18 protein-coding genes are annotated in these 20,009 nt (G+C 37.0%); 9 read left to right on the top strand and 9 right to left on the bottom strand.

From position 1 onward, the window contains the following. Positions 1 to 170: 170 nt before the first annotated feature. From C7437_RS17070 to C7437_RS11040, 3 genes are all read right to left on the bottom strand, one after another. On the bottom strand, positions 171 to 362 hold the full coding sequence (locus C7437_RS17070; protein WP_211310009.1) for a hypothetical protein: 192 nt from the start codon (positions 360 to 362) through the stop codon (positions 171 to 173). Continuing rightward, the gene (locus tag C7437_RS11035) at positions 363 to 551 is read right to left on the bottom strand and encodes an antitoxin VbhA family protein (protein ID WP_111439740.1); all 189 of its coding nucleotides are present in this window, start codon (positions 549 to 551) and stop codon (positions 363 to 365) included. It abuts the gene before it with no gap. A gap of 286 nt (positions 552 to 837) precedes the next feature. Then, positions 838 to 1,647 (bottom strand): MerR family transcriptional regulator, encoded by an 810-nt coding sequence (locus tag C7437_RS11040; RefSeq protein WP_111439741.1) that lies wholly within the window; start codon positions 1,645 to 1,647, stop codon positions 838 to 840. Positions 1,648 to 2,415: 768 nt separating this feature from the next. On the opposite strand from C7437_RS11040, the gene gltS reads away from it, so the two are divergent. Further along, the gene (gene gltS, locus C7437_RS11045; protein WP_111439742.1) at positions 2,416 to 3,600 is read left to right on the top strand and encodes a sodium/glutamate symporter; all 1,185 of its coding nucleotides are present in this window, start codon (positions 2,416 to 2,418) and stop codon (positions 3,598 to 3,600) included. 916 nt (positions 3,601 to 4,516) lie between these two features. Continuing rightward, positions 4,517 to 5,035 (top strand): acyl-CoA thioesterase, encoded by a 519-nt coding sequence (locus tag C7437_RS11050; RefSeq protein WP_111439743.1) that lies wholly within the window; start codon positions 4,517 to 4,519, stop codon positions 5,033 to 5,035. A gap of 567 nt (positions 5,036 to 5,602) precedes the next feature. Here the strand turns inward: C7437_RS11050 and C7437_RS11055 are convergent. Next, the gene (locus C7437_RS11055; RefSeq protein ID WP_170122366.1) at positions 5,603 to 6,277 is read right to left on the bottom strand and encodes a Crp/Fnr family transcriptional regulator; all 675 of its coding nucleotides are present in this window, start codon (positions 6,275 to 6,277) and stop codon (positions 5,603 to 5,605) included. A 376-nt stretch (positions 6,278 to 6,653) separates the two neighbouring features. On the opposite strand from C7437_RS11055, the gene C7437_RS11060 reads away from it, so the two are divergent. The 4 genes from C7437_RS11060 to C7437_RS11075 all read left to right on the top strand — a co-directional run bounded on the left by C7437_RS11060 (position 6,654) and on the right by C7437_RS11075 (position 10,193). After that, the gene (locus C7437_RS11060) at positions 6,654 to 7,934 is read left to right on the top strand and encodes an SLC13 family permease (RefSeq protein WP_111439745.1); all 1,281 of its coding nucleotides are present in this window, start codon (positions 6,654 to 6,656) and stop codon (positions 7,932 to 7,934) included. Positions 7,935 to 8,027: 93 nt separating this feature from the next. Continuing rightward, a complete protein-coding gene (locus C7437_RS11065) occupies positions 8,028 to 8,915 on the top strand; it encodes a DUF6282 family protein (protein ID WP_111439746.1) in 888 nt (295 codons plus the stop codon). A gap of 52 nt (positions 8,916 to 8,967) precedes the next feature. Then, entirely contained in the window at positions 8,968 to 9,351 is a 384-nt protein-coding gene (locus C7437_RS11070; protein WP_211310010.1) for a cupin domain-containing protein, read from the top strand. Between the two features lie 65 nt (positions 9,352 to 9,416). After that, a complete protein-coding gene (locus C7437_RS11075) occupies positions 9,417 to 10,193 on the top strand; it encodes an HpcH/HpaI aldolase family protein (RefSeq protein WP_111439748.1) in 777 nt (258 codons plus the stop codon). Between the two features lie 379 nt (positions 10,194 to 10,572). On the opposite strand, the gene C7437_RS11080 is transcribed toward C7437_RS11075, so the two are convergent. The 4 genes from C7437_RS11080 to C7437_RS11095 all read right to left on the bottom strand — a co-directional run bounded on the left by C7437_RS11080 (position 10,573) and on the right by C7437_RS11095 (position 16,178). Continuing rightward, on the bottom strand, positions 10,573 to 11,946 hold the full coding sequence (locus tag C7437_RS11080; RefSeq protein WP_111439749.1) for a bifunctional diguanylate cyclase/phosphohydrolase: 1,374 nt from the start codon (positions 11,944 to 11,946) through the stop codon (positions 10,573 to 10,575). A gap of 919 nt (positions 11,947 to 12,865) precedes the next feature. Next, positions 12,866 to 13,777: a LysR family transcriptional regulator gene (locus tag C7437_RS11085; protein WP_111439750.1), complete on the bottom strand. Its 912-nt coding sequence runs from the start codon at positions 13,775 to 13,777 to the stop codon at positions 12,866 to 12,868. Positions 13,778 to 14,021: 244 nt separating this feature from the next. Continuing rightward, positions 14,022 to 14,777, bottom strand: coding sequence for a 3-hydroxybutyrate dehydrogenase (locus C7437_RS11090; RefSeq protein ID WP_111439751.1), 756 nt, complete (start codon positions 14,775 to 14,777; stop codon positions 14,022 to 14,024). 87 nt (positions 14,778 to 14,864) lie between these two features. After that, the gene (locus C7437_RS11095) at positions 14,865 to 16,178 is read right to left on the bottom strand and encodes a GntP family permease (RefSeq protein ID WP_111439753.1); all 1,314 of its coding nucleotides are present in this window, start codon (positions 16,176 to 16,178) and stop codon (positions 14,865 to 14,867) included. 362 nt (positions 16,179 to 16,540) lie between these two features. Between C7437_RS11095 and C7437_RS11100 the strand changes: the two genes are divergently transcribed. Continuing rightward, positions 16,541 to 17,251, top strand: a complete 711-nt coding sequence (locus tag C7437_RS11100) for a M50 family metallopeptidase (protein WP_170122367.1) — start codon at positions 16,541 to 16,543, stop codon at positions 17,249 to 17,251. A gap of 157 nt (positions 17,252 to 17,408) precedes the next feature. Next, positions 17,409 to 18,452 carry a Fic family protein gene (locus C7437_RS11105; RefSeq protein WP_111439756.1) on the top strand — a complete coding sequence of 348 codons (1,044 nt, stop codon included), beginning with the start codon at positions 17,409 to 17,411 and terminating at the stop codon, positions 18,450 to 18,452. A 103-nt stretch (positions 18,453 to 18,555) separates the two neighbouring features. Here the strand turns inward: C7437_RS11105 and C7437_RS11110 are convergent, their stop codons facing one another. Next, complete coding sequence (locus C7437_RS11110) at positions 18,556 to 19,260, bottom strand: DUF421 domain-containing protein (RefSeq protein ID WP_111439758.1); 705 nt, start codon at positions 19,258 to 19,260, stop codon at positions 18,556 to 18,558. Positions 19,261 to 19,418: 158 nt separating this feature from the next. On the opposite strand from C7437_RS11110, the gene C7437_RS11115 reads away from it, so the two are divergent. Further along, a complete protein-coding gene (locus tag C7437_RS11115) occupies positions 19,419 to 20,003 on the top strand; it encodes a Crp/Fnr family transcriptional regulator (RefSeq protein ID WP_111439760.1) in 585 nt (194 codons plus the stop codon). Positions 20,004 to 20,009: the final 6 nt, after the last annotated feature.

Below are 20,009 nucleotides of genomic sequence, written 5' to 3' on the forward strand. Positions count from 1 at the left end.
GACCATGTTAAGAGTATCTAATTTTAATGCATCTGTAATCATTTTAAGTAAATATTGAGGTTCTGAAGCTTCTTCTACCGCTGCAAGAACCAGAGCACTTCGTAAATACCCTGCATGTTGTGAAAACAATTGAGCGTTAAAAGCTAAATTATTTGCTTCAGCAAATAGTTTCATGAAAATAGAAAGTGATGAATATTTTGTAAGCTTCGATATTCTTGAAAATTAATCTCCGAGGAAATAGAAGTAATATCCAGAATACCTGCAATGATTAGTTGTGCTTCAACGTCAATTAATTCTTTTTCATCTTTAATATTTAATTTGTTGACTAAAACATTTGTATTTGAATATACATATTGATCCATTTATCCCAGTGATGCCCTTATATATTTTTCGACAATTGCTTGTTTCAATTGGCTAGATGAAACCTGACCTTGTTCATATTGATTTAAAAGATTTCGTGTAAATGCGCTCGGTTTTCCACCGTCAATTGCAGCCATTCCAACTGCAAACTCTACTTGTTTTTGGCGTTCTATACTTATGTTTTCATTCATAAATAACACCCCTCGCTTCATGATATCAGCTTTAATGTAGCTGAAGATAGTTCGAACCTTTCATAAACGTATATGATGCAACATTTACTGTAATAAACAGCTACTTTAAATATAATGAGTAGTTCCACACATTTTATGCGAAGCTCCGTAATTTTTGTTCCCTGTGCCAGAAATAAACATAAAAATTCAAACATTCACGATTGTTTGAATTAACGTGAATATTTCTAACACAGGGGATTTTTTTGGGAATTTTTTTAATGCAGATTATGCTCATAGTCCCGTAAGCTTATTTCCTTACCACAGGTATTTGTAGCTCGGTAAGCCATTCATCTTCACTTTCTTTGTTCCAAATACCATCGATATAGCTTTCTCGTGGGCTGTCACCAATTATATATCCATTATCTTCAATCCACTTAAAAGCAAATACATACGCATTTGCAAGTAAAGCATATGATCCTTTGTGCATAACAGAAACTGCAGATACACTTTCAACTTTTTTAAATTTAATATCACCAGTTTCTTTACCTATTTCTTGTACCGCTTCGCAGAATTCAATGTTAATATCTTTATCTTTGTATTCATTGTCAAGATACTTGATGAAGCAGTATTCAGGCACAGTAAATTTTAATTCAGGATTTGCTGCAGAAACCTCTTCTCCGATTGCCGGTATGAGCTCAAAATATGAATCATAACTTGGTACTGTCATCCTCTTTGAATATACTATACACTCTGGTAATTCTTTTAAAATCGCTTGATAATTCATGATTAACTCCTCCTCTTTTCCTTGTAATATAAATTCAATTCGAGAGAGCTGTGCATTACTTTCAGAGATAGTATCTTCAATTTCACTTTTTCGTTTTTCTAAAATTAAATCAATACAGTGCCCGGACATAATCAGCTTGATTTCATTATTTGATAAACCAATTTGGCGAAAAGACTGAATTTTGTGAAGTTTTATCAACTGTATCGTTGTATAAAAACGATAGTTTGTTTCCACATCTACAAATTCAGGTTTTAATAAATCAATTTCATCATAATACCTTAGTGCTTTAACTGTAGTTTTCGTAAGTTTGGAAAATTCGCCTATTCGAAACATATACACATCTCCTTTCCTTGTGAATTAAGAGTACAGTATCCTCTAGAGGGAGTGTCAATAGATATTTTAATATTGTATAGCAATATTATATACATAAATTTATTACGATCATCACCCAACTGTTTATAAATTTTATGCCATTAGGTAGAATTTATATAAGCTCATAAAGTTCACTAATATAATCTATATATGAAAACTGTCGCAATGAGGTATCCCCTGTCCAAACACATTCGAACACTATTTTGAATTGTTTCTGAGTTTTTTCTGTCACGGGGAATCGTCAATCCTTCCAACTTTCGAGGTTATTCTTCCAAATGTAATGCGGATTCGTCCAACTTTTTAAGTTATTCGTCCAAATGTAAGAAGGATTCGTCCAACTTTCCAAGTTATTCGTCCAAACGTTTGATTTTGTTCCCTACGTCAGAAACAATTCGAACACTATTCCGAATTGTTTTTAATTTATTTCTGACACAGGGAATCGTAAATTTCCGTGCTAATACTAGGATTTATTGTTAGAATATTAGGATGTCGTTCTTGTGTATCGCCATTAGTTTAGGGTAAATCTTTTGTATAAGGAAATCTGCAGTGAGATAATTTCAGAGCTTTTTTACCGTGCAGATGAGCTCGGCGACATATGTGCAAATGACAAAACGGCAAGCTTTAACATATCCGAGGCTAACCAAAATCTTGATGATACCGGCTGAACGGTTCGGCTGAGGGAAACTTCATCAATGAAGTGGTAAAGGCTTTTTAGAAAGGTGAAGATTTATGATTGAACTCAATCAAATTACAACTTTGTTCCTTGCAGTGGCTCTCTATTTGCTTGGAATGGCAATTGTCAACCGAATCGGATTCCTTAATCGGTTCCTAATCCCTGCGCCTGTCGTCGGCGGTTTGATATTCGCTACATTAGCGCTCGTGTTGAAAACTACGGGGATTGTAGAGATTACATTGGATACATCGCTACAGACGCTGTTCATGATCGCCTTCTTTACGACGATCGGTCTTGGGGCAAGCTTCAAGCTCATCAAAATGGGTGGAAAGCTCTTAGTTATCTACTTGCTCTTGTGTGGCGTCACGGTGTTCTTGCAGAACGTCATCGGTGTTTCGTTTGCCGGGTTATTTGGAATTGACCCACTTTTGGGTGTCATGGCCGGAGCAGTTTCGATGAACGGAGGACATGGCGGCGCTGCGGCATACGGTCAGACGATTGAGGACTTGGGCATTTCCTCAGCCTTGGCGGTTGGCATGGCCGCTGCCACACTTGGCCTGATTTGTGGTAGCATATCCGGCGGACCGGTTGCGCGGTACTTGATTAAAAAAAATGACTTAAAGCCGGCGTCGGGTAAAATAGAAGAGTATGTAGAGAAAGATGAGAGACCGATTAAAGAGAGGTCTCTCATGGTCCAGGTTGGCCTCCTCACGTTCTCCATGGCAGCGGGAACGTATCTAGGTGATTTGTTTACGAATCTGACCGGCTTCGTCCTACCGTCCTATATCGGGGCGATGTTCGTGGCGGTCATTGTCCGAAATCTTGCCGATCGTTTTATAAAGGGCACTGTGAACATGAGGGAGATCAACTTAATCGGTGACATTTCGCTTGCGATCTTTCTCTCGATGGCACTGATGAGCATCAAGCTGTGGGAAGTCGCGGATCTCGCACTACCACTCATCGGCATTATACTCATCCAGGTTATCGTCCTCGTCTTGTATGCCATCTTTGTAATGTTCCCAATGCTTGGCAAGGATTACGATGCGGCTGTTATGATCTCCGGATTCTTAGGCCACGGGCTGGGTGCAACACCGAACGCAATGGCGAACATGGCCGCGACCGTGAGCAAGTATGGTCCTTCACGGACGGCGTTCCTGATCGTGCCAATTGTCGGTGCGTTCCTGATCGATGTTGTATTTAGTGCGCCGATCATTATCACGACCATTAACTTGTTGAAGTGAGTTATTGGAATGACTGTTTCTAGATAACTATCTCTAGTTTAATAAAAAAAGCTTCCAAGCCCTTGTCTATCGGCTGGAAGCTTTTTTGTATAGATAAGGATGAGGAGATTTATTTAATTTTGAATAGTACCCACGCTTTCTCTGTTCCAAAACTCGTCCTTTTCTGAACACGCCTCCATTTGAGTTGAAACGAAATTTTTGTTCCCCGTGTCACAAACAATTCTAATACTATTCAGAATTTTTTTTAAATTGTTTCTGACATAGACAATCTTCACTTAAAATACTATATCTGCTGAAAGAGATGATGTCATTCGTTCCTGCATCATCTTTTTGATATGTGTTCTTCCAACTTTCGAGGCTTTTCTTCCAAATGTAATACGGATTCTTCCAACTTTTTAAGTTATTCTTCCAAACGTTAGGTTTTGTCTCTGAAACAACTCGAACACTATTCGGAATGATTTTTTGTCCCCGTGTCAGAAACAAACATGAAAATTCAAACATTCGCGATTGTTTGAATTAACGTGAATGTTTCTAACACAGGGGAATTTTTTAAAACTCTGCCCACTTAAAGTGATTCCAGTTCAATGGAACCACTAATTTTTAAGGACATTTTTGTTTTGGTAGTTGATAGCGTACGTTCAATTGCCCGACCATGTTTAGAAAGAGACTCGACAGGATGGTTGGATTCACTTTGTTGTTTTTCCGCGACAATTGAGAAACACTGATTGAAGAGAATCCAAAGGCGTTCTGTAAATTTCCATCTGCAATGGCAGCTTCCATAGCATGAGTCCTTTTTATTATGCCTTCATTTAATTTTTGAAAATTATATATATATTTTCAATATTGTATTTTTATTAATACAACGCTAGTATGAATAGTTGTAATTAGAATTAATTGTAAAGGAAATGATTTTTTAATGAATACGGAAGCAAAATACTGCCGGGATTCAAGAGTTGTTAGGACCAGTCGAGTTTTCCCGAACGATGTAAATAACCACAACACACTATTCGGTGGGCGCTTAATGAGTGATATTGATCAAATCGCATCCATTTCTGCAGCTCGCCATAGTCGAGGTGATTGCGTTACCGCTTCTATGGATTCAGTAGATTTTTTGTACCCGATTCGTCCAACTGATTCCGTCTGTTTTGAGTCATATGTTACTTGGACAGGCACTTCTTCTATGGAAGTATTTGTAAAAATAATAGCAGAAGAATTGTCAACGGGAGAATGCAAAATTGCTGCAACCTCGCTAATAACGTTTGTAGCACTTGATAAGAACAATAAACCCGTACGTGTTCCGGACGTGATTCCAGAAACAAAGGAAGAGAAAAGACTTCATGAAACAGCACCAGAACGTGCCAAAATTCGCAAAATGAGAAAACAACAAAGTAGGGAATGGGCTACATTTTTAACAAGTGATTATCCGTGGAATTAAACTGTCTAAGTAAAATGTAATGAATGTTAAAATCTATAATAAGTTCACTAGTTTTGCACGAATATGGTAAACATCTGAATAGAGCTAGTGCTGTTTAGGAGTTATTTTGCACCTATTTTTAAGCGCAATTTTGCGCAACTAACTTTAAAAACCAGCAACCTTCCATGAAAAGATTGCTGGTTTTTGTATATAATTACATCCAATTGTTGATGAACTATTCTGCGATTTGAATTTTGTTCCCTGTAGTCACAAACAACTCGAACACTATTCTGAATTGCTTTGAAGTTGTTTCTGACACAGGGAATCTTCACTAAAGATAGGAAAATTCTAATATAAAAGGAGAAGAGCTCTATATGTATTCTGAAGCTATTGGCACAGAACTACATAAGTCCAACTTAAATTTCCAGCATAGATGGTCGATTTAATAAATTCGATATATATACTCGTTAATTTTTGTTCCCTGTGTCAGAAATAAACATGAAAATTCAAACATTCACGATTGTTTGAATTAACGCGAATGTTTCTAACACAGGGAAACTTCACTATTTCTGACACAGGGAGTCTTTATTAGTAAACAAAATCGGGATTGCAGTTGAGTTTGAGTACTTCTGGATCCAGGACTTCAATGCAATTCTTGGATGTTTTAATGATCCCCTGGTCGCGCAACTTTTTAAGGGAACGCGCAACCTCTAGCCTTGTCTCCCCAATCATCTCCCCGATTTCCGCCTGGGTAAGATTAATTCCCACCTTGTTCAAGTAGTGGATGTACATGTAAACGATGTTGCAGGTCTTAACGAAGGCGGAATCATAGCTGAGGGTAACCGATTCGTGCATGAATAGATTGGAGTGCATAATGACATAATCCAGCATTGTGATGCTTAAATCGGGATTCTCCTTCAGTGCCTGATAGAAATCTTTCGGTCGGATGCGGATCGTCTTGATATCGGTGATGGCAGTTATCATGAAGAAATCGACATCAATATGGAATTTTCCATCGATTGGTCTGCTTAAGGAATAGGGGCAAATAGAACCCTCCCCGTGGAAACAAATCGTCTTGCTATCTCCTTCAATGTGGTTGACCGATAATTTAAAAATACCACTCTCTACATAGTACAAGTATAAGGTATCGTGATTATTGGTTATGACACTGCCTTTCTCCAGCAGGTACCTCTCCCCAATTTCCAAGAAGAGAGCCTTAAATTCTGTAAACTGATCTTCGAAAAAAAGATTGTTTTTCCCCATACTGTTCACTCCTCCCTCTATAAAGTTATCTGTGCAATTATGCCAATTCATGACATTGAATAAAAACTCCAAACAAATCAAAAAATGAATTTATATAAGTGGATTTATTCTTTAGGATTATACAGTCACAGTATATTGCACAGGTATCTAAAATAAAAATGTCCTCATTCCGTTCATTATACTTATCTTTCTCTCCAATATCCCATTCCACTCCTAATTTTGTGAATTGTTAAAAAATGGGTGTATCAATTGATATAGAAAACGCTTTCATATTTTTGTTAATCTATGATTACTAAAGCAGTTGAAGATAGCAAATGGGGGTTACTTCACTTATATTTGCTAACCTGCTAAAAAAAGGATAGGAAGAAGGGATGGAATGGCAGTAATTTCTTTATTGTCCTTAATTATTGTAATCGCAGTGGGTGTTTACACGAAAAAAAATATAGGAATTATATCACTTGCGGTTGCAATAGTTCTAGGAATTATAGGCGGAATGTCAAGCAAGGATGTTATAAGCGGTTTTCCTACGAGTCTATTTCTGAATTTGTTTGGAATGTTTTTCTTTTTCGCGATTGCACAAAATAATGGATCCTTGGAGCTTCTATCCAAGAAACTGTTTGTATCATTTGACCGTTATGCTGTCGTGTATCCTCTTATAGTCTTTATAGTAAGCGCTCTCATAACGGTTGTCGATCCTGGTGGCTTGACTGGTTATGTGGTGTTACCTGCCATTACTATGAGTGTTGGTTACCAGATGGGCTTCAATCCCATTATGATAGGCGTTCTGACTATCTTTGGTGCGAACGCTACGCTTATGACACCGGTAGGAGTGTTTGGGAATACTGCCAACTTGATTGTCAATGATGCTGGTTTTCCTAATTATGCGACACAAATCCTACTAAATGGTGTAATCATGTTCTCTATCGCAGGGATTTTAGTTTATATTGGTTTCCGCGGATGGAAGAGAAACCAACAGGTTGACGGCACGTTGTCTTTGGAAGGTAATGCAGGGCCACTCGATCTCCCAGCTTTCAATGGCCAGCAAAAATTGACCTTGCTGATGCTGATCTTGATGATTCTTGCCATCATGTTCTTAAACACACATGCGGGACTCACGGCGCTTGTTTTCAGTATAATCCTGCTGTTGGCTAAGGCTGCCGAGGAAAAAGATGCCTTTCTCGGTGTTCCCTGGGAAACAATATTCCTATGTATAGGAATTGGGAACCTCCTTAGTGTTATTGATACGATGGGCGGATTAACCCTTTTAAGTAGTGTGTTATCTTCCATTTCTTCACAGTGGACATTAGCACCTTTACTTGGTATTACTTCATCGATTATGTCCTTCTTCTCACTAGCGATTGCGGGACCTATTCCCACTTTGATCCCCTCCATTCCAGTGTTGAATGTATCGAACGGTAATCCGTTCATGGAGATTGAATTGATCAGCACAGTTATCAATGGTGGGTTCACGGCTGCCATTAGTCCCTTGTCACTAGGTGGCGCAATGGTTTTGGCTGCTTATGGAACATTATTCAAACCTAGCGTTGAAGAAAGAACGAAAGTCTTTAATAAGTTGTTCCTAGTGGCAATCGTGATTTCCATTATCGCTGGAATCCTGACAAATACCGGTATATATAGAATAACTGCAGGGTTATAATCCTCCTTACTCTATTTCAATCAGCTATCAATCTTAATGACACAATAGTATGAAGGTTTTGTTCTTAACTAGATAATACGAGGAGGAATAAAAATGAATAGAAGTATATTAAAAGGTATGTATGATGTGCATGTGCACTGTGGACCATCGACAGCAAACAGAGCAGTGGATGCTGCCGAGATGCTGAAGTTGGCGGAAGAAGTCGGTTATGCAGGATTCGTTGTAAAGGATCACTATATACCAGCACTCTTGGGAACGAAAATGGTGGACAAGCATTTAGGAAACGGCACCTGTAAGGTTTACGGATGCCTGGTTCTGAATAATTCAGTTGGTGGCCTTAATGTCAATGCTGTGGATAAAGCCAGACAAATGGGCACGGCAATGGTTTACCTTCCGACCGTTTCCTCAAAAACTCATATCGACGGTCACAAAGATTCAGGATTTGTTGGTGGAGCAGGCAGCTCGGATGTAGAGGAAGAGCCAATCGTTATCGCCGATGAAAATGGAAATCTTAATCCTAAAGCTGTGGAAGTAATTGAGTACTTGGCCAAGCATGATATGGTATTGGCAACCGGACATGGCAATGAAATTGAAGTGGACGCTACAGTCAAGAAAGCCTTTGAACTGGGGATGAAACGTGTCCTAGTAACGCACCCGCATTATCAAGTGGGTGCAACTATTGAAGATATGAAGAGATGGGCAGAAATGGGTGCCTATATTGAGATTAACGCCTGTGTGTTTAAAGATAGCGGTTCGAAAGTGGAAGCAGTAGTGGATCTGTCCGTGGCGAAAGAGATGATCGATGCTTGTGGTGTAGACCGCATCATTATCGATACCGACTATGGTCAGGCTGTTAATGGCTCACCGATAGAAGGTATGTATAATTTCGTCAATGCCCTGGAAAAACATTTTGGAATCACTGAAGAAGAAATTAACATCATGACCAAGGAAAATCCGAGAAAGCTCTTCAATTTTCAATAATGACAAGCAAGTAGCCCTAAAAAATAACGATATATAACAGGAGGAAATAAAAATGACAAAAATTGATTACGGTAATCTGGATAACCTACCTTGGCAATTTGTGAGAGAAGGCATCACGCGAAAAGTATTCGGGATGGGAGCAGAACACATCAACACCACAATCAATAGAGTTGAAAATGGCAACGAGAAGAACCCGCATACGCATGAAGAGAATGAGCAGATTGCATTTATTTTGGAAGGTGAATGTGACTACTATGTAGATGGTGTTCCTTACCGCATGACTAAAGGTTCTTGGATTACTGTTCCAGCTGGTGTGGAGCATTATATTGAGGTCTACGATAGCCCTGTACCAGTCCTTAACATGGATATCTTCTATCCTCTAAGAGAAGAGTACAATGAATCTTACGGTAAATTCATTGAAAACTACCGTAAGTAAATACCAATCTATGCTTAGCTAATTAGATATTGTTATCTACGGTGGTTCAAAGGAGAGAGTATATAATGAAGATGCGTAATTTGGTCAAAGAGAAGCTTGCGAAAAACGGGCATGTTTTGGGTGCGTTCGTCGCTTCTGGCTCACCGACTAATGTAGAGATTTTAGGACTTAATAATTTTGATTTTGTCCTTATTGATATGGAACATGCCCAAACCGATATGGAAACCATGGTGAATATGATACGAGCTGCGGAACTATATGATATGGCACCGATCGCCCGCGTTTATCATCCAAATGATGGTCCTATGATGTCCCGAATGCTGGATGTTGGAATTCATGGTTTGATGATCCCCATGGTGGAAACTAAAGAACAAGCACAATATATTATTGAACATATGAAGCTTGCCCCTCTAGGTAAAAGAGGGATGGGTGCTGGGCGCGGACCAAGATGGGGATGGTATGAGAATTACAACAAAGGCGAAGTGAACGATAACACCTATGTCATCATGCAGTGTGAAACTAGGAAGGGTGTCGAAAATATTGAAGAGATTTGCCAGACACCAGGTCTTGACTGTATCTTTATTGGAACCGCTGATTTATCGCAGGATATGGGCTCTTTTGGCGACAATAACAACAAGGAGTTACAAGCTGCGATTAATAAGGTACTGGATGCCTGTAAGAAGCACAATATCGTACCCGGTATCGTCACCGGAACGGCGGAAGAAGCAGCAAAACGAATTCAACAAGGTTTCCAATTTGTTTCCATCATGAATGACCTCGGATTCTTCAGAAGCCAGACTAAAAACCAAATCGATGCGGTTAGAAATAGTCTGTCGGAATAACGGTAAAAGTGATGTAACGGTTTCTATAATTGCTTCAGCTGTCTTAGGTGAAAACTTTGAATGTTAACATGATACATAAGCGGATCAGTTTATAAGCTGATCCGCTTTTGAATTTTGTTCCCTGTGTCATCTTTTTGATATGTATTCTTCCAACTTTCAAGGCTTTTCTTCCAAATGTAATACGGATTCATCCAACTTTCCAAGTTATTCGTCCAAATGTTAGATTTTGTTCCCTGTTGGCAGCACAACAAAAATGAAAGGAGGAACCCCTGAACAACTTCAGGGATTCCTCCTTTTGAATTTTTTCCCTATGTCACAAACAACTCGAACACTATTCTGAATTGCTTTGAAGTTGTTTTTAACACAGGGAATCTTCACTCTATTTTTCAACTATTTCCAAAGCCGCTATAAATAAGCTTACCAATTCTGGATCAAATTGACTGCCTGCATTTTTTCGCAATTCTTCTGCTGCAGCTTTCGGTAACAGAGCACTGCTATACAATCTTTCACTGATCATCGCATCATAGGCATCCGCAATAGCAATGATTCTTGATTCAAAGGGTATTCCTTTCCCACTTAAGCCTCTGGGATAACCTTTCCCATCCCATCTTTCATGATGGGATAATACATACTCTGCTATTTTCGACATATCATTGGCTGTACTAAGAATTCTATAACCTATTTCTGAATGGCGCTTAATTTCTTTCCACTCACTGCAAGTAAGTTTATCTGGCTTATTGAGTATGTTTTCATTTATAGCTATTTTGCCTATATCGTGAAGTAATCCTGCTGTTTTGAGTTCCTCAATTTGATATTCAAACAATTCAAGAACTTCTCCCATTCTTTCGCATAGTTTTGAAACTCTTTGGGAGTGTTCTTCCAACCTTTTATTTTTTTCATGAAGCGTCTTAATAATCATATCAACTGCATTTTTCCTCATACTTTGACTTTCAATAAGTTTATTATTATACATATGTTCTTCTGATTTTTTGAATACATCTTGAATATTATCGTCCTCATTATTCTTAGTTTCATAACCAAATGAAATAGAAATATTAATTGAGCCTACTTTTTCTAGTAATGACAGTTCAGTGATACGTTTGATAATTATCTCTGCTTCAAAAGCATCCGTTTTAGGTAGTAGAATAACAAACTCATCCCCACCCATCCTGAAAATAATATCATCAGCCCGGCAGCCTTTTTTAATTACTTCTGCAACTTTTTTCAACAACTCATCACCCATCGCATGTCCAAAGGAATCATTGATTAGCTTTAAACCATTTACATCTCCCATTACCATAGTCAAAGGTAAGTCTCTTGTTGTATCAAGTCTCTCTAACTCTATTTCGTAAAATCTTCTATTATATAAACCTGTTAATTGGTCATGATAGATAAGATATAAAACCTCTTTATTTTGAACAGCAAGCCTTTCATTCGCAATAATTAACTCTGCCGCACGTTTATCTTTCTCTTCATTCTGAAAGATCAGCTCTTTATTTGCAATCACTAACTCGGCTGCACGATCTGCTTTTTCTTTATTTTGAAAGACCAGCTCTTTATTTGCAATCACTAATTCGGCTGCACGATCTGCTTTTTCTTTGTTTTGAAAGGCCAGCTCTTTATTCGCAATCACTAATTCGGCTGCACGGTCTGCTTTTTCTTTGTTTTGAAAGACTAGCTCTTTATTCGCAATCACTAACTCGGCTGCACGATCTGCTTTTTCTTTGTTTTGAAAGTAAAAATCATTCCCCATATAGTACTACACTCCAATTTTTTAGTCGGTTTTCCATGCTTCTAAGCGTTTATTCCCTGTATCAGAGACAACTCGGACACTATTCTAAATGTTTTCCAAGCTATATCTTACCCAATGGAAAGTATTTAGAACACCAAAATACTTTATTCCCCATTTTTCATTAAATCCATACCAAAATTTGTTATCAATACAGTATTGGTACATCCCTTTTGCAGTAGACATAGGATCGTCGCCAGCTTCTTTTAAACATTTCGGGCATATCCAAGCATCAGATTTTTTTAATTTGAAGTGATTTATATTCCTATTGTGATCTATTCTTTATATGAACTTTTAGAGTTTCTTGAGAATTGGATACTTAATATAATCTAAAATAATTAAAGCCTTCGAAATTATATATCATTATCTGTATTTTACCATTCATTTAACGGTTTTTTAGTCGTATTATGTCGATTAATGCGTAAAATAGGACACATTTCTCACTGATAATCCCATATCCTATCTTTAAAAATTATGAAGTATATGTATGATTCACCTAGAATCAACATTCCTAAAAGAAAATCACTGAAATTAAAACCGCGAAAACCAGAATTTATGTTCCCTAATTCAAACACTATTCTGAATTTTTCAAGTTGTTTCTGATACAGGGTGTTTTCACTAAATCTAATACTTTTTCAAGTAAATTAAAAAGACTTAAGCCCTATCTCATAAGGACTTAAGTCTTTTATTTATTTTTCTTCCCTGTATCAGAAACAACTCGAACACTAGTGACGAAGATTTTCATCTCCATCACTCTCCTACTTTAAACTGACAGTGTAACCATCTCATAAGAGGAAGAAATTAAAGAAGTCACTTTTACTGGCACAAGCCCTGATATATCATTTAATTTCATCGGACTGAAAGTGTATATCTCATTTACCGTTTAAAATCGCATATATTTTTCCTTTGTCATCTGTAAAAAAGCAGTTGCTGCTGGTGACAATAGTGTGTTTTTCAAATAGCTAATAACCACCTGATTTTTAAATACAGGATTCCCTAGAGTAAAGAGATTTGCTTCTGTTTGAATTTTATCTCGTTCTATAACACATTCCGGAATAATCGTTAAGCCCAATCCATTATTAGATAGTCGAAATGCATTTTCAATATTTTGTGTTTCAAGAACAATTTCTGGCACTACTCCATAATAATCCAAAATTTTATCTGTCAATCTTCGTAAACCAAGACCAGGTTTCAATAAGACAAAACGTTCATGATTCAAAAACTTCGGATTAAAAGGGATGTGTTTAGGTTCTTTATACTTAGAATCATGTAACCGATGACCCTTTGGAACTAATAGATAAAGATTTTCTTCATATAATTTTTCATAATCCAGTTCAGGATTTGTAATAGGCAACATATTTAAACAAATATCAATTTTGTTCTGTAAAAGTAAGGATTCCATTTCCGAAGCTGATTCTTCTACAAGCTCAATTTCCAACCCTGGGTAGGCTTTGATGAATTCAGGAAGAAACTGATAAAGTGTATAAGAAGCCAAAATGGGGTTAATCCCCAGTATAAGTCTTCCCTTTTTAAAATCAGAAATAGCTTCAAACTCATGTTTCATTTTCACATACTTTTCTTCAATTTCCTTCATATAAGATAGGTAACGTTCACCAGCATAAGTAAGTGTCAACGGTGTCACTTGACGTTTCACAAGTTCAACCCCAAGTTCCAACTCAAGATTTTTAATATATTTACTTAAGTAAGGCTGTGAGATAAAAAGAGCTTTCGCTGCTTGAGAGATATTGCCATATTGAAAAATTGTATCTAAATATAGAGCTGATAAGTCTTTCATATAATGCCCCCATTTACCTATAACAGTTTCATTATAATAGATTACAGCGAAAAAGCACACAGTGAGGATCTAATGGATCAAGCAGCCAGACAAGAAATTCAACCCGTTGTAGTGCATCCGCAAAATCGGTAACCGATCTGGCTTTCATTTAAAAATAACAGCAAAAAAAGCCACTTCCCATTTTTTTAGTGAGAAGTGACTTAATGAATATTAAATAATTATGAAATGATAAACTTCACAAAAATTACATACCACCAGTTACAGGGATTGATTCACCTGTAATAGCAGCAGCACCTTCTGAAGCTAAGAACACAGCAGTTTTACCGATTTCTGATGGTTCAAGTAAACGTTTCATCCATTGTTTACCTAAGATATGGTGAGCTACTGCTTCTTCTTCAGTAGTGCCGTCTTTTTCAGCTAAAATTGGAATTTGTTTTTCAATTAATTCAGTACGTACTGGACCTGGCTCGATTGTGTTACAAGTGATACCGTTCATTGCGTTTTCTAATGCAACAACTTTAGTGAAACCAGTTTGTCCTGCTTTAGCAGCACAGTAAGCTGATTTGTAAGCATCCGGAATACGACCGTGAGCAGATACGATGTTGATGATACGACCGTAGTTTTGAGCTTGCATTGATTTTAATGAGTGTTTTGTCATTAAAAATGTACCTTTTAAGATAACATCGTTTAATAGATCCCATTTTTCTACTGGGAAGTCTTCTACTTTAGAGATGAATTGTAAACCAGCGTTATTTACAACAACGTCTACTGATCCACGCTCAGCGATTACTGCGTCAATAGCAGTTTTTACACTAGTTTCGTCAGCTACGTTTACTTTGTAGCCTTTTGCATTGCCTAATTTTTCTGCTGCTGCCATAGCTGCTTCTTCATTAATGTCGAAGATGGCAACAAAGTCACCAGTTGCAATAAATTCTTCCGCAATTGCATAACCGATACCTTGCGCTGCACCTGTGATTAATACTGTACGATTTGTTTTCATGAGTAATAGCCTCCATTTTTATGTTATATTTCTGTATTAATATTTTTCACTGGGGAGAGACTCTAAACTTTCTCCCCAATGAATTTGTTAATAAAATGTTATACCCAATATTAATGCCACGATTAGTGCGAAAGTGATTGGCAATGTCATACTTAAAAATGCATACTTAAATGAATTTTTATGATTCAATCCTGCTAAAGCAAACAATGATAATATTGCACCAGAATGTGGTAATCCAGTCAATACAGACGATGCAATTGCCGAAATTCTATGCATCGCATCAGGGTTCACACCCATATCTAAATAGGTCTGTGCAAATGCTTCCATCGCTATTCCTAGACCACCTGATGATGAACCCGTAATTGCTCCAAGTGCGGCTGAAGCAATCGTTAAGCTTATTAATGGATTCCCAGGAATACCTAAGATGAAATCTGAAATTACCTTAAACCCTGGTGCCATTGTAATAACAACACCGAAAGCAACTGCTGCTGACGTAAAGAAGATAGGTGTAATAGACCCATTCGCACCTAAACTAAGCGCTGTTTTGTGAGAAGGAATGTATCGATGAAAAAGTACCACTGCTGCTAAAATAGCTACACCCAATCCGATCAATACGATATTATCAACTTTCATCGCACTTCCTATAAAAATGATAACGATTAATAGTAAAATTGGTAAGATACTTAAAAAGAAAGAAGGAATCTTTTCTTTCAAAGCAAGTGACTCTTCTTTTTCCTCCGCATAAGGAGCAAAAGTGTTGCCATCCGCAATGCTCTTTTTCAAAGCATATCGCATATATACAATCCCCACGATGATTGCAACTAGTGATGCAACAATCCCCATTAATGGTGCTGCAGTTAGAGTTGTACCTAAGTATTTGGTTGGAACTACGTTTTGAATGGATGGTGTTCCCGGCATCATCGTCATTGTGAATGTTCCAATTCCTATAAATATTGGAATAACGACTAAATTCCATGCAATGTTCAACTCTTTAAACAACGGCTTCGCTAATGGAATAACAACAAACAATACGACAAACAAACTAATTCCGCCGAATGTTAAAATTGCACTAATAACTAAAATGGCGACTAATACAGAAAAAGGTTTTTCCGTTCCTGTAATGGATAATACTTTTTGCGCTATTGCTTGCGCTGCCCCACTTTTTTCAATATATTGAGCTAAAATTGCGCCTAATAAAAATACTGCAAAATAGTTTATTATAAACCCTGCTAAACCTGTCATAAATGAGCTTTCATTTCCTATTAAAGAAGGAAAGAAGTTCATACCATTTGTCACAATTACAACAATTGCTGCAAGTGGTGCTATGAAAACGATGCTATAACCCTTCATTGCTAGAATGACGATCAGAGCAATCGCAATTAAAATACCTATTGTACCCATTCTCTTTTTTCTCCTTTGTAAAGATTTGTTTGTGACAAAACTTCATCATATTTGTGGACATTTGATGTCTAAACACATTATTGCACAATATACCTCGTATTCGAAGTAATAATAATGTTATCGCTTTCATAACCAAAATGTTATATTGATATCAAAGCGTTGGGAGACATGGCTTCTGATTTATTATATTTATCAGTCAGTTTACCGAATCAATTCTTTAGTCCTATGGTTTTTAAGTGAATATATGAGGAAAAAAACGGTGAATAATAACTTTCATATCCGAACTTAGATGGTTATGCACTAGACCAGTTTTCAATATTAGGGAAAAGTATGGATATTACTAATATACGAGGGGTATCATGATGGAAAAAACTAATTTAATATATGTCTACTTGATCATTGCTTTTGTCTTATCGAACATCCCTTTTTTGCATTCATTGATCAAAGGAAATGCTCGCGTATCGAGGGTTATTCATGCCATTGGAATGAGCGTAGCTTTAGCGAATACGATGGTACACGAAAGCAGTCATGGACTTATGGCGTTCTTAACAGGTGGTAGAATTAGAGGTATCACGTTATCTGCAGATACATCCGGACTAGCAGAAACAACTTCTAATTCAAGAATAGCTAGGATTTTGGTTTCCTATGCAGGATATACGGGATCTTCACTAGTTGCCGTTGGACTATTCTACCTTCTCTTTCTTGGTGAATATGCATGGATCATTTACTTCTTTGTTATACTTTCAGCAATTAATTGGTTGTTTTGGGTTAGAAATATGTACGGCTTTTTATGGTTAACCTCCTTCATCGGAATAATGGTTTTCTTCCTATTTAAAGATTTTGGCATCTTATTAATGCACATAAGTATTTTCTTATCTTGTATGGTCCTCGTGCAATCCATAATAAGCGCATTTGTCATTTTGAAGTTAAGTATCACCAATAGAAAAGATGCTGGAGATACGACAAACCTTGCAAAGTTCACATATATTCCAGCTTTATTTTGGGGCTTATTGTTTTTTGTTCAATCCATAATCGCCGCTTATTTTATTACAAGACAGTACATATTCTTTTAAATTATGTCCCTGGGTCAGAAACAACTTGAACTGAGGTGACTGGCACGTTTGGACTATCTATATCAAAAACCATTAAACATACTCATTTATTGATTAAATGAGTATGTTTAAGCAAAGATGAACACATTACTTTTTTAAAAGGGGACATTTAAATTAGATGCGTATATATAATTATGAATTGTTAAAAATGTTAATGCAACCTATGGAAACCGTTCATTTAATTGCCAAAATTAATGAATATAAAGGAAAGCAAGAACTATATAAGCAGCAAGCGGCACAAATTTTGGATACTTTAAAAAATATGGCTATTATCCAATCCACAAAAGCATCCAATGCGATTGAAGGTATCATTATTACAGATAGTCGTTTAAAGAGCATTATGGAAAGTAAAACAGATCCACTTGATCGTTCAGAAGGTGAAATTGCTGGGTACCGTGATGTTTTACAATTGGTACACGCCTCCTACGAAGCCATTCCTGTAAATGCAAACGTTATAATGCAGTTACACAAAGAATTGTATCACTATATTCCAATGGAAGGCGGTCGTTGGAAAAATGCTGATAACGTCATTAGCGAAACTTATCCTGATGGAACAAAACGAATTCGATTTGAACCTGTTTCGGCGTTTGAAACACCTAGAGCAATGGAATTTCTTTGTCAGGAATTACGTGAACGACTAAATAAAGAGGATGTAGAACCACTGATCTTGATTAGTGTCTTCATATTAGACTTTTTATCCATACATCCATTTAACGATGGCAATGGACGGATGGCACGTCCCCTTACCCTTTTATTGCTTTATCACTGTGGTTTTGAAGTTGGCCGTTATATTAGTTTAGAAAAAATTATTGAAGATACGAAAGAACGATATTATGAAACGCTGCGCCAATCTTCGCAGGACTGGCACAGTAATCAGAACAATATTTCCCCTTGGATCAACTACTTACTCATGACATTTATTGCAGCCTACAAGGAATTAGAGGAACGAGTTGGCGTTATCGAAACAAAAAAAGGAAATAAATCTGCACGTGTCTGCCAATTTGTGGAGTACAAAATTGGTTTCTTCACAAAAGCAGACATTCGACAAGCTTGCCCCGATGTCAGTGAAGCTACCATTAATCGTGTTTTAAATGAACTAAAAGAAGCGCAACTCATTATGCCAGATGGACTTGGGAGAAATGCTAAGTGGAAGAAACTTTAAATTTGGTGTTCTGCATTATTTTTGGGGCTTAGTTTAGTGAAGCTACCCGGTGTTAGCCACAAACCCGCTGAGCATTTGAGTCTAACATTGGGTACAATTTAATTCACTTATATAAAAAAATCTTCAAATTTTCTTTGTTATCGATAGTAGCCAGCAAAACATTTTTTATTTCCGTTTGATATTGCATTTTTAAGTTTGAAACTACCCATTGCTCGTCCTTATTAATATGTTGTAACTCCTTTAATTCCAATTTTCCATCCTTTATGATTAGCTTTGGCAGATCAAAGGGCTCTGTTGCTAACTGATAGTTTGCAGGGGTAAGCGGATTATATTTGGGATCTAAGAATACAGAAATTTTTCCGTCTGCCTCCCAGATAGCCAGTGCCACCTTCTTCACATCTTCTACTTTTTCCTCCCGTAGCTCTTCCAATAACACATCAATGGATATTCTTGCTTTTTTTAATCCCTTATAAATAATTTCTCCATCCTTCACAAGGTTGATTGGCGGAGCCGTAACGAGTTTTCTAAACCATGGCCATTTTAGAATTAGAAAAACACCGCCAAGGTATAAGGAAACCAATACAGTGGTTGAAATAACAGAACCTTTTAGCCCAAGATTCTCATCAGATAATGGGTGCGCAATAATATTCCCAATGACTAAGGCTATAACAAAATCTAGAAGTCTTAGTTGGGAGATGGCACGTTGACCCATAGCTTTAGCAACAATTACTAAAAAGACAAATGCTACAACAGCGCGAAGAATCCACTCAATCGAAGTTAGTGTTTCCTGACTTTGAAAAAAATCCATAGGACACATCCTTTTCTCACAAAACCTACTACTTAGTTTGCACGGATGTTCTTTTACTAGTCATAATAAGGAGATAAATAAACAAAGATCGGAACATAATTTTCCAAAAGGAGTTATAGTATTATAGAATAAAAACTTTTGGATAAAAGGAGAGCAAAATGAAAAGCATATTGTATAAGTATATGTCTAAATTCACTTCTCTTACCGAAGAACAACAACTGACCATCGCCAATGAAATTAAAATCGACGAATTTAAAAAAGGAACAACCCTTCTTAGACAAGGAGATGTTCCTACTAAATGCTATTTTGTGTTAAAGGGATGCATAAGGCAATATTCTGTAAATGAAAATGGAAAAGAAGTAACGTCCAATTTTTACACGGAAGAACAGGCAATTGCTGTTTTCAATAATCATAAACTAGACAAATCATCCGAATACACTTTTGCGTGTCTAGAGGATTCAATATTGGTTGTAGGAGATTTAGACATGGAACAGGTCATGTATACCAAACATACACAATTGGAAATAATGACCCGAAAGATGATCGAAGAAAACTTTGGGAAAGTACAAGAGGAGTTTGCTACATTTATCGCCTCTACTCCTGAAGAACGTTTGAAGACGTTATTACTAAAAAGACCTGAACTAATTGATCGCGTACCGCAACATCAATTGGCAAGCTATCTTGGAATTACTCCAGAATCATTAAGTAGAATAAAAAAACGCTTAGAAGTAGATAGCAAATAAGAGGAA

It is taken from the genome of Psychrobacillus insolitus, assembly GCF_003254155.1.
GTDB lineage: Bacteria > Bacillota > Bacilli > Bacillales_A > Planococcaceae > Psychrobacillus > Psychrobacillus insolitus.

Coding starts and splice junctions, on each gene's coding strand:
- C7437_RS17070 (WP_211310009.1), bottom strand. CDS start 362: ATGGATCAATATGTATATTCAAATACAAATGTTTTAGTCAACAAATTA.
- C7437_RS11035 (WP_111439740.1), bottom strand. CDS start 551: ATGAATGAAAACATAAGTATAGAACGCCAAAAACAAGTAGAGTTTGCA.
- C7437_RS11040 (WP_111439741.1), bottom strand. CDS start 1,647: ATGTTTCGAATAGGCGAATTTTCCAAACTTACGAAAACTACAGTTAAA.
- gltS (WP_111439742.1), top strand. CDS start 2,416: ATGATTGAACTCAATCAAATTACAACTTTGTTCCTTGCAGTGGCTCTC.
- C7437_RS11050 (WP_111439743.1), top strand. CDS start 4,517: ATGAATACGGAAGCAAAATACTGCCGGGATTCAAGAGTTGTTAGGACC.
- C7437_RS11055 (WP_170122366.1), bottom strand. CDS start 6,277: ATGGGGAAAAACAATCTTTTTTTCGAAGATCAGTTTACAGAATTTAAG.
- C7437_RS11060 (WP_111439745.1), top strand. CDS start 6,654: ATGGCAGTAATTTCTTTATTGTCCTTAATTATTGTAATCGCAGTGGGT.
- C7437_RS11065 (WP_111439746.1), top strand. CDS start 8,028: ATGAATAGAAGTATATTAAAAGGTATGTATGATGTGCATGTGCACTGT.
- C7437_RS11070 (WP_211310010.1), top strand. CDS start 8,968: ATGACAAAAATTGATTACGGTAATCTGGATAACCTACCTTGGCAATTT.
- C7437_RS11075 (WP_111439748.1), top strand. CDS start 9,417: ATGAAGATGCGTAATTTGGTCAAAGAGAAGCTTGCGAAAAACGGGCAT.
- C7437_RS11080 (WP_111439749.1), bottom strand. CDS start 11,946: ATGGGGAATGATTTTTACTTTCAAAACAAAGAAAAAGCAGATCGTGCA.
- C7437_RS11085 (WP_111439750.1), bottom strand. CDS start 13,777: ATGAAAGACTTATCAGCTCTATATTTAGATACAATTTTTCAATATGGC.
- C7437_RS11090 (WP_111439751.1), bottom strand. CDS start 14,777: ATGAAAACAAATCGTACAGTATTAATCACAGGTGCAGCGCAAGGTATC.
- C7437_RS11095 (WP_111439753.1), bottom strand. CDS start 16,178: ATGGGTACAATAGGTATTTTAATTGCGATTGCTCTGATCGTCATTCTA.
- C7437_RS11100 (WP_170122367.1), top strand. CDS start 16,541: ATGGAAAAAACTAATTTAATATATGTCTACTTGATCATTGCTTTTGTC.
- C7437_RS11105 (WP_111439756.1), top strand. CDS start 17,409: ATGCGTATATATAATTATGAATTGTTAAAAATGTTAATGCAACCTATG.
- C7437_RS11110 (WP_111439758.1), bottom strand. CDS start 19,260: ATGGATTTTTTTCAAAGTCAGGAAACACTAACTTCGATTGAGTGGATT.
- C7437_RS11115 (WP_111439760.1), top strand. CDS start 19,419: ATGAAAAGCATATTGTATAAGTATATGTCTAAATTCACTTCTCTTACC.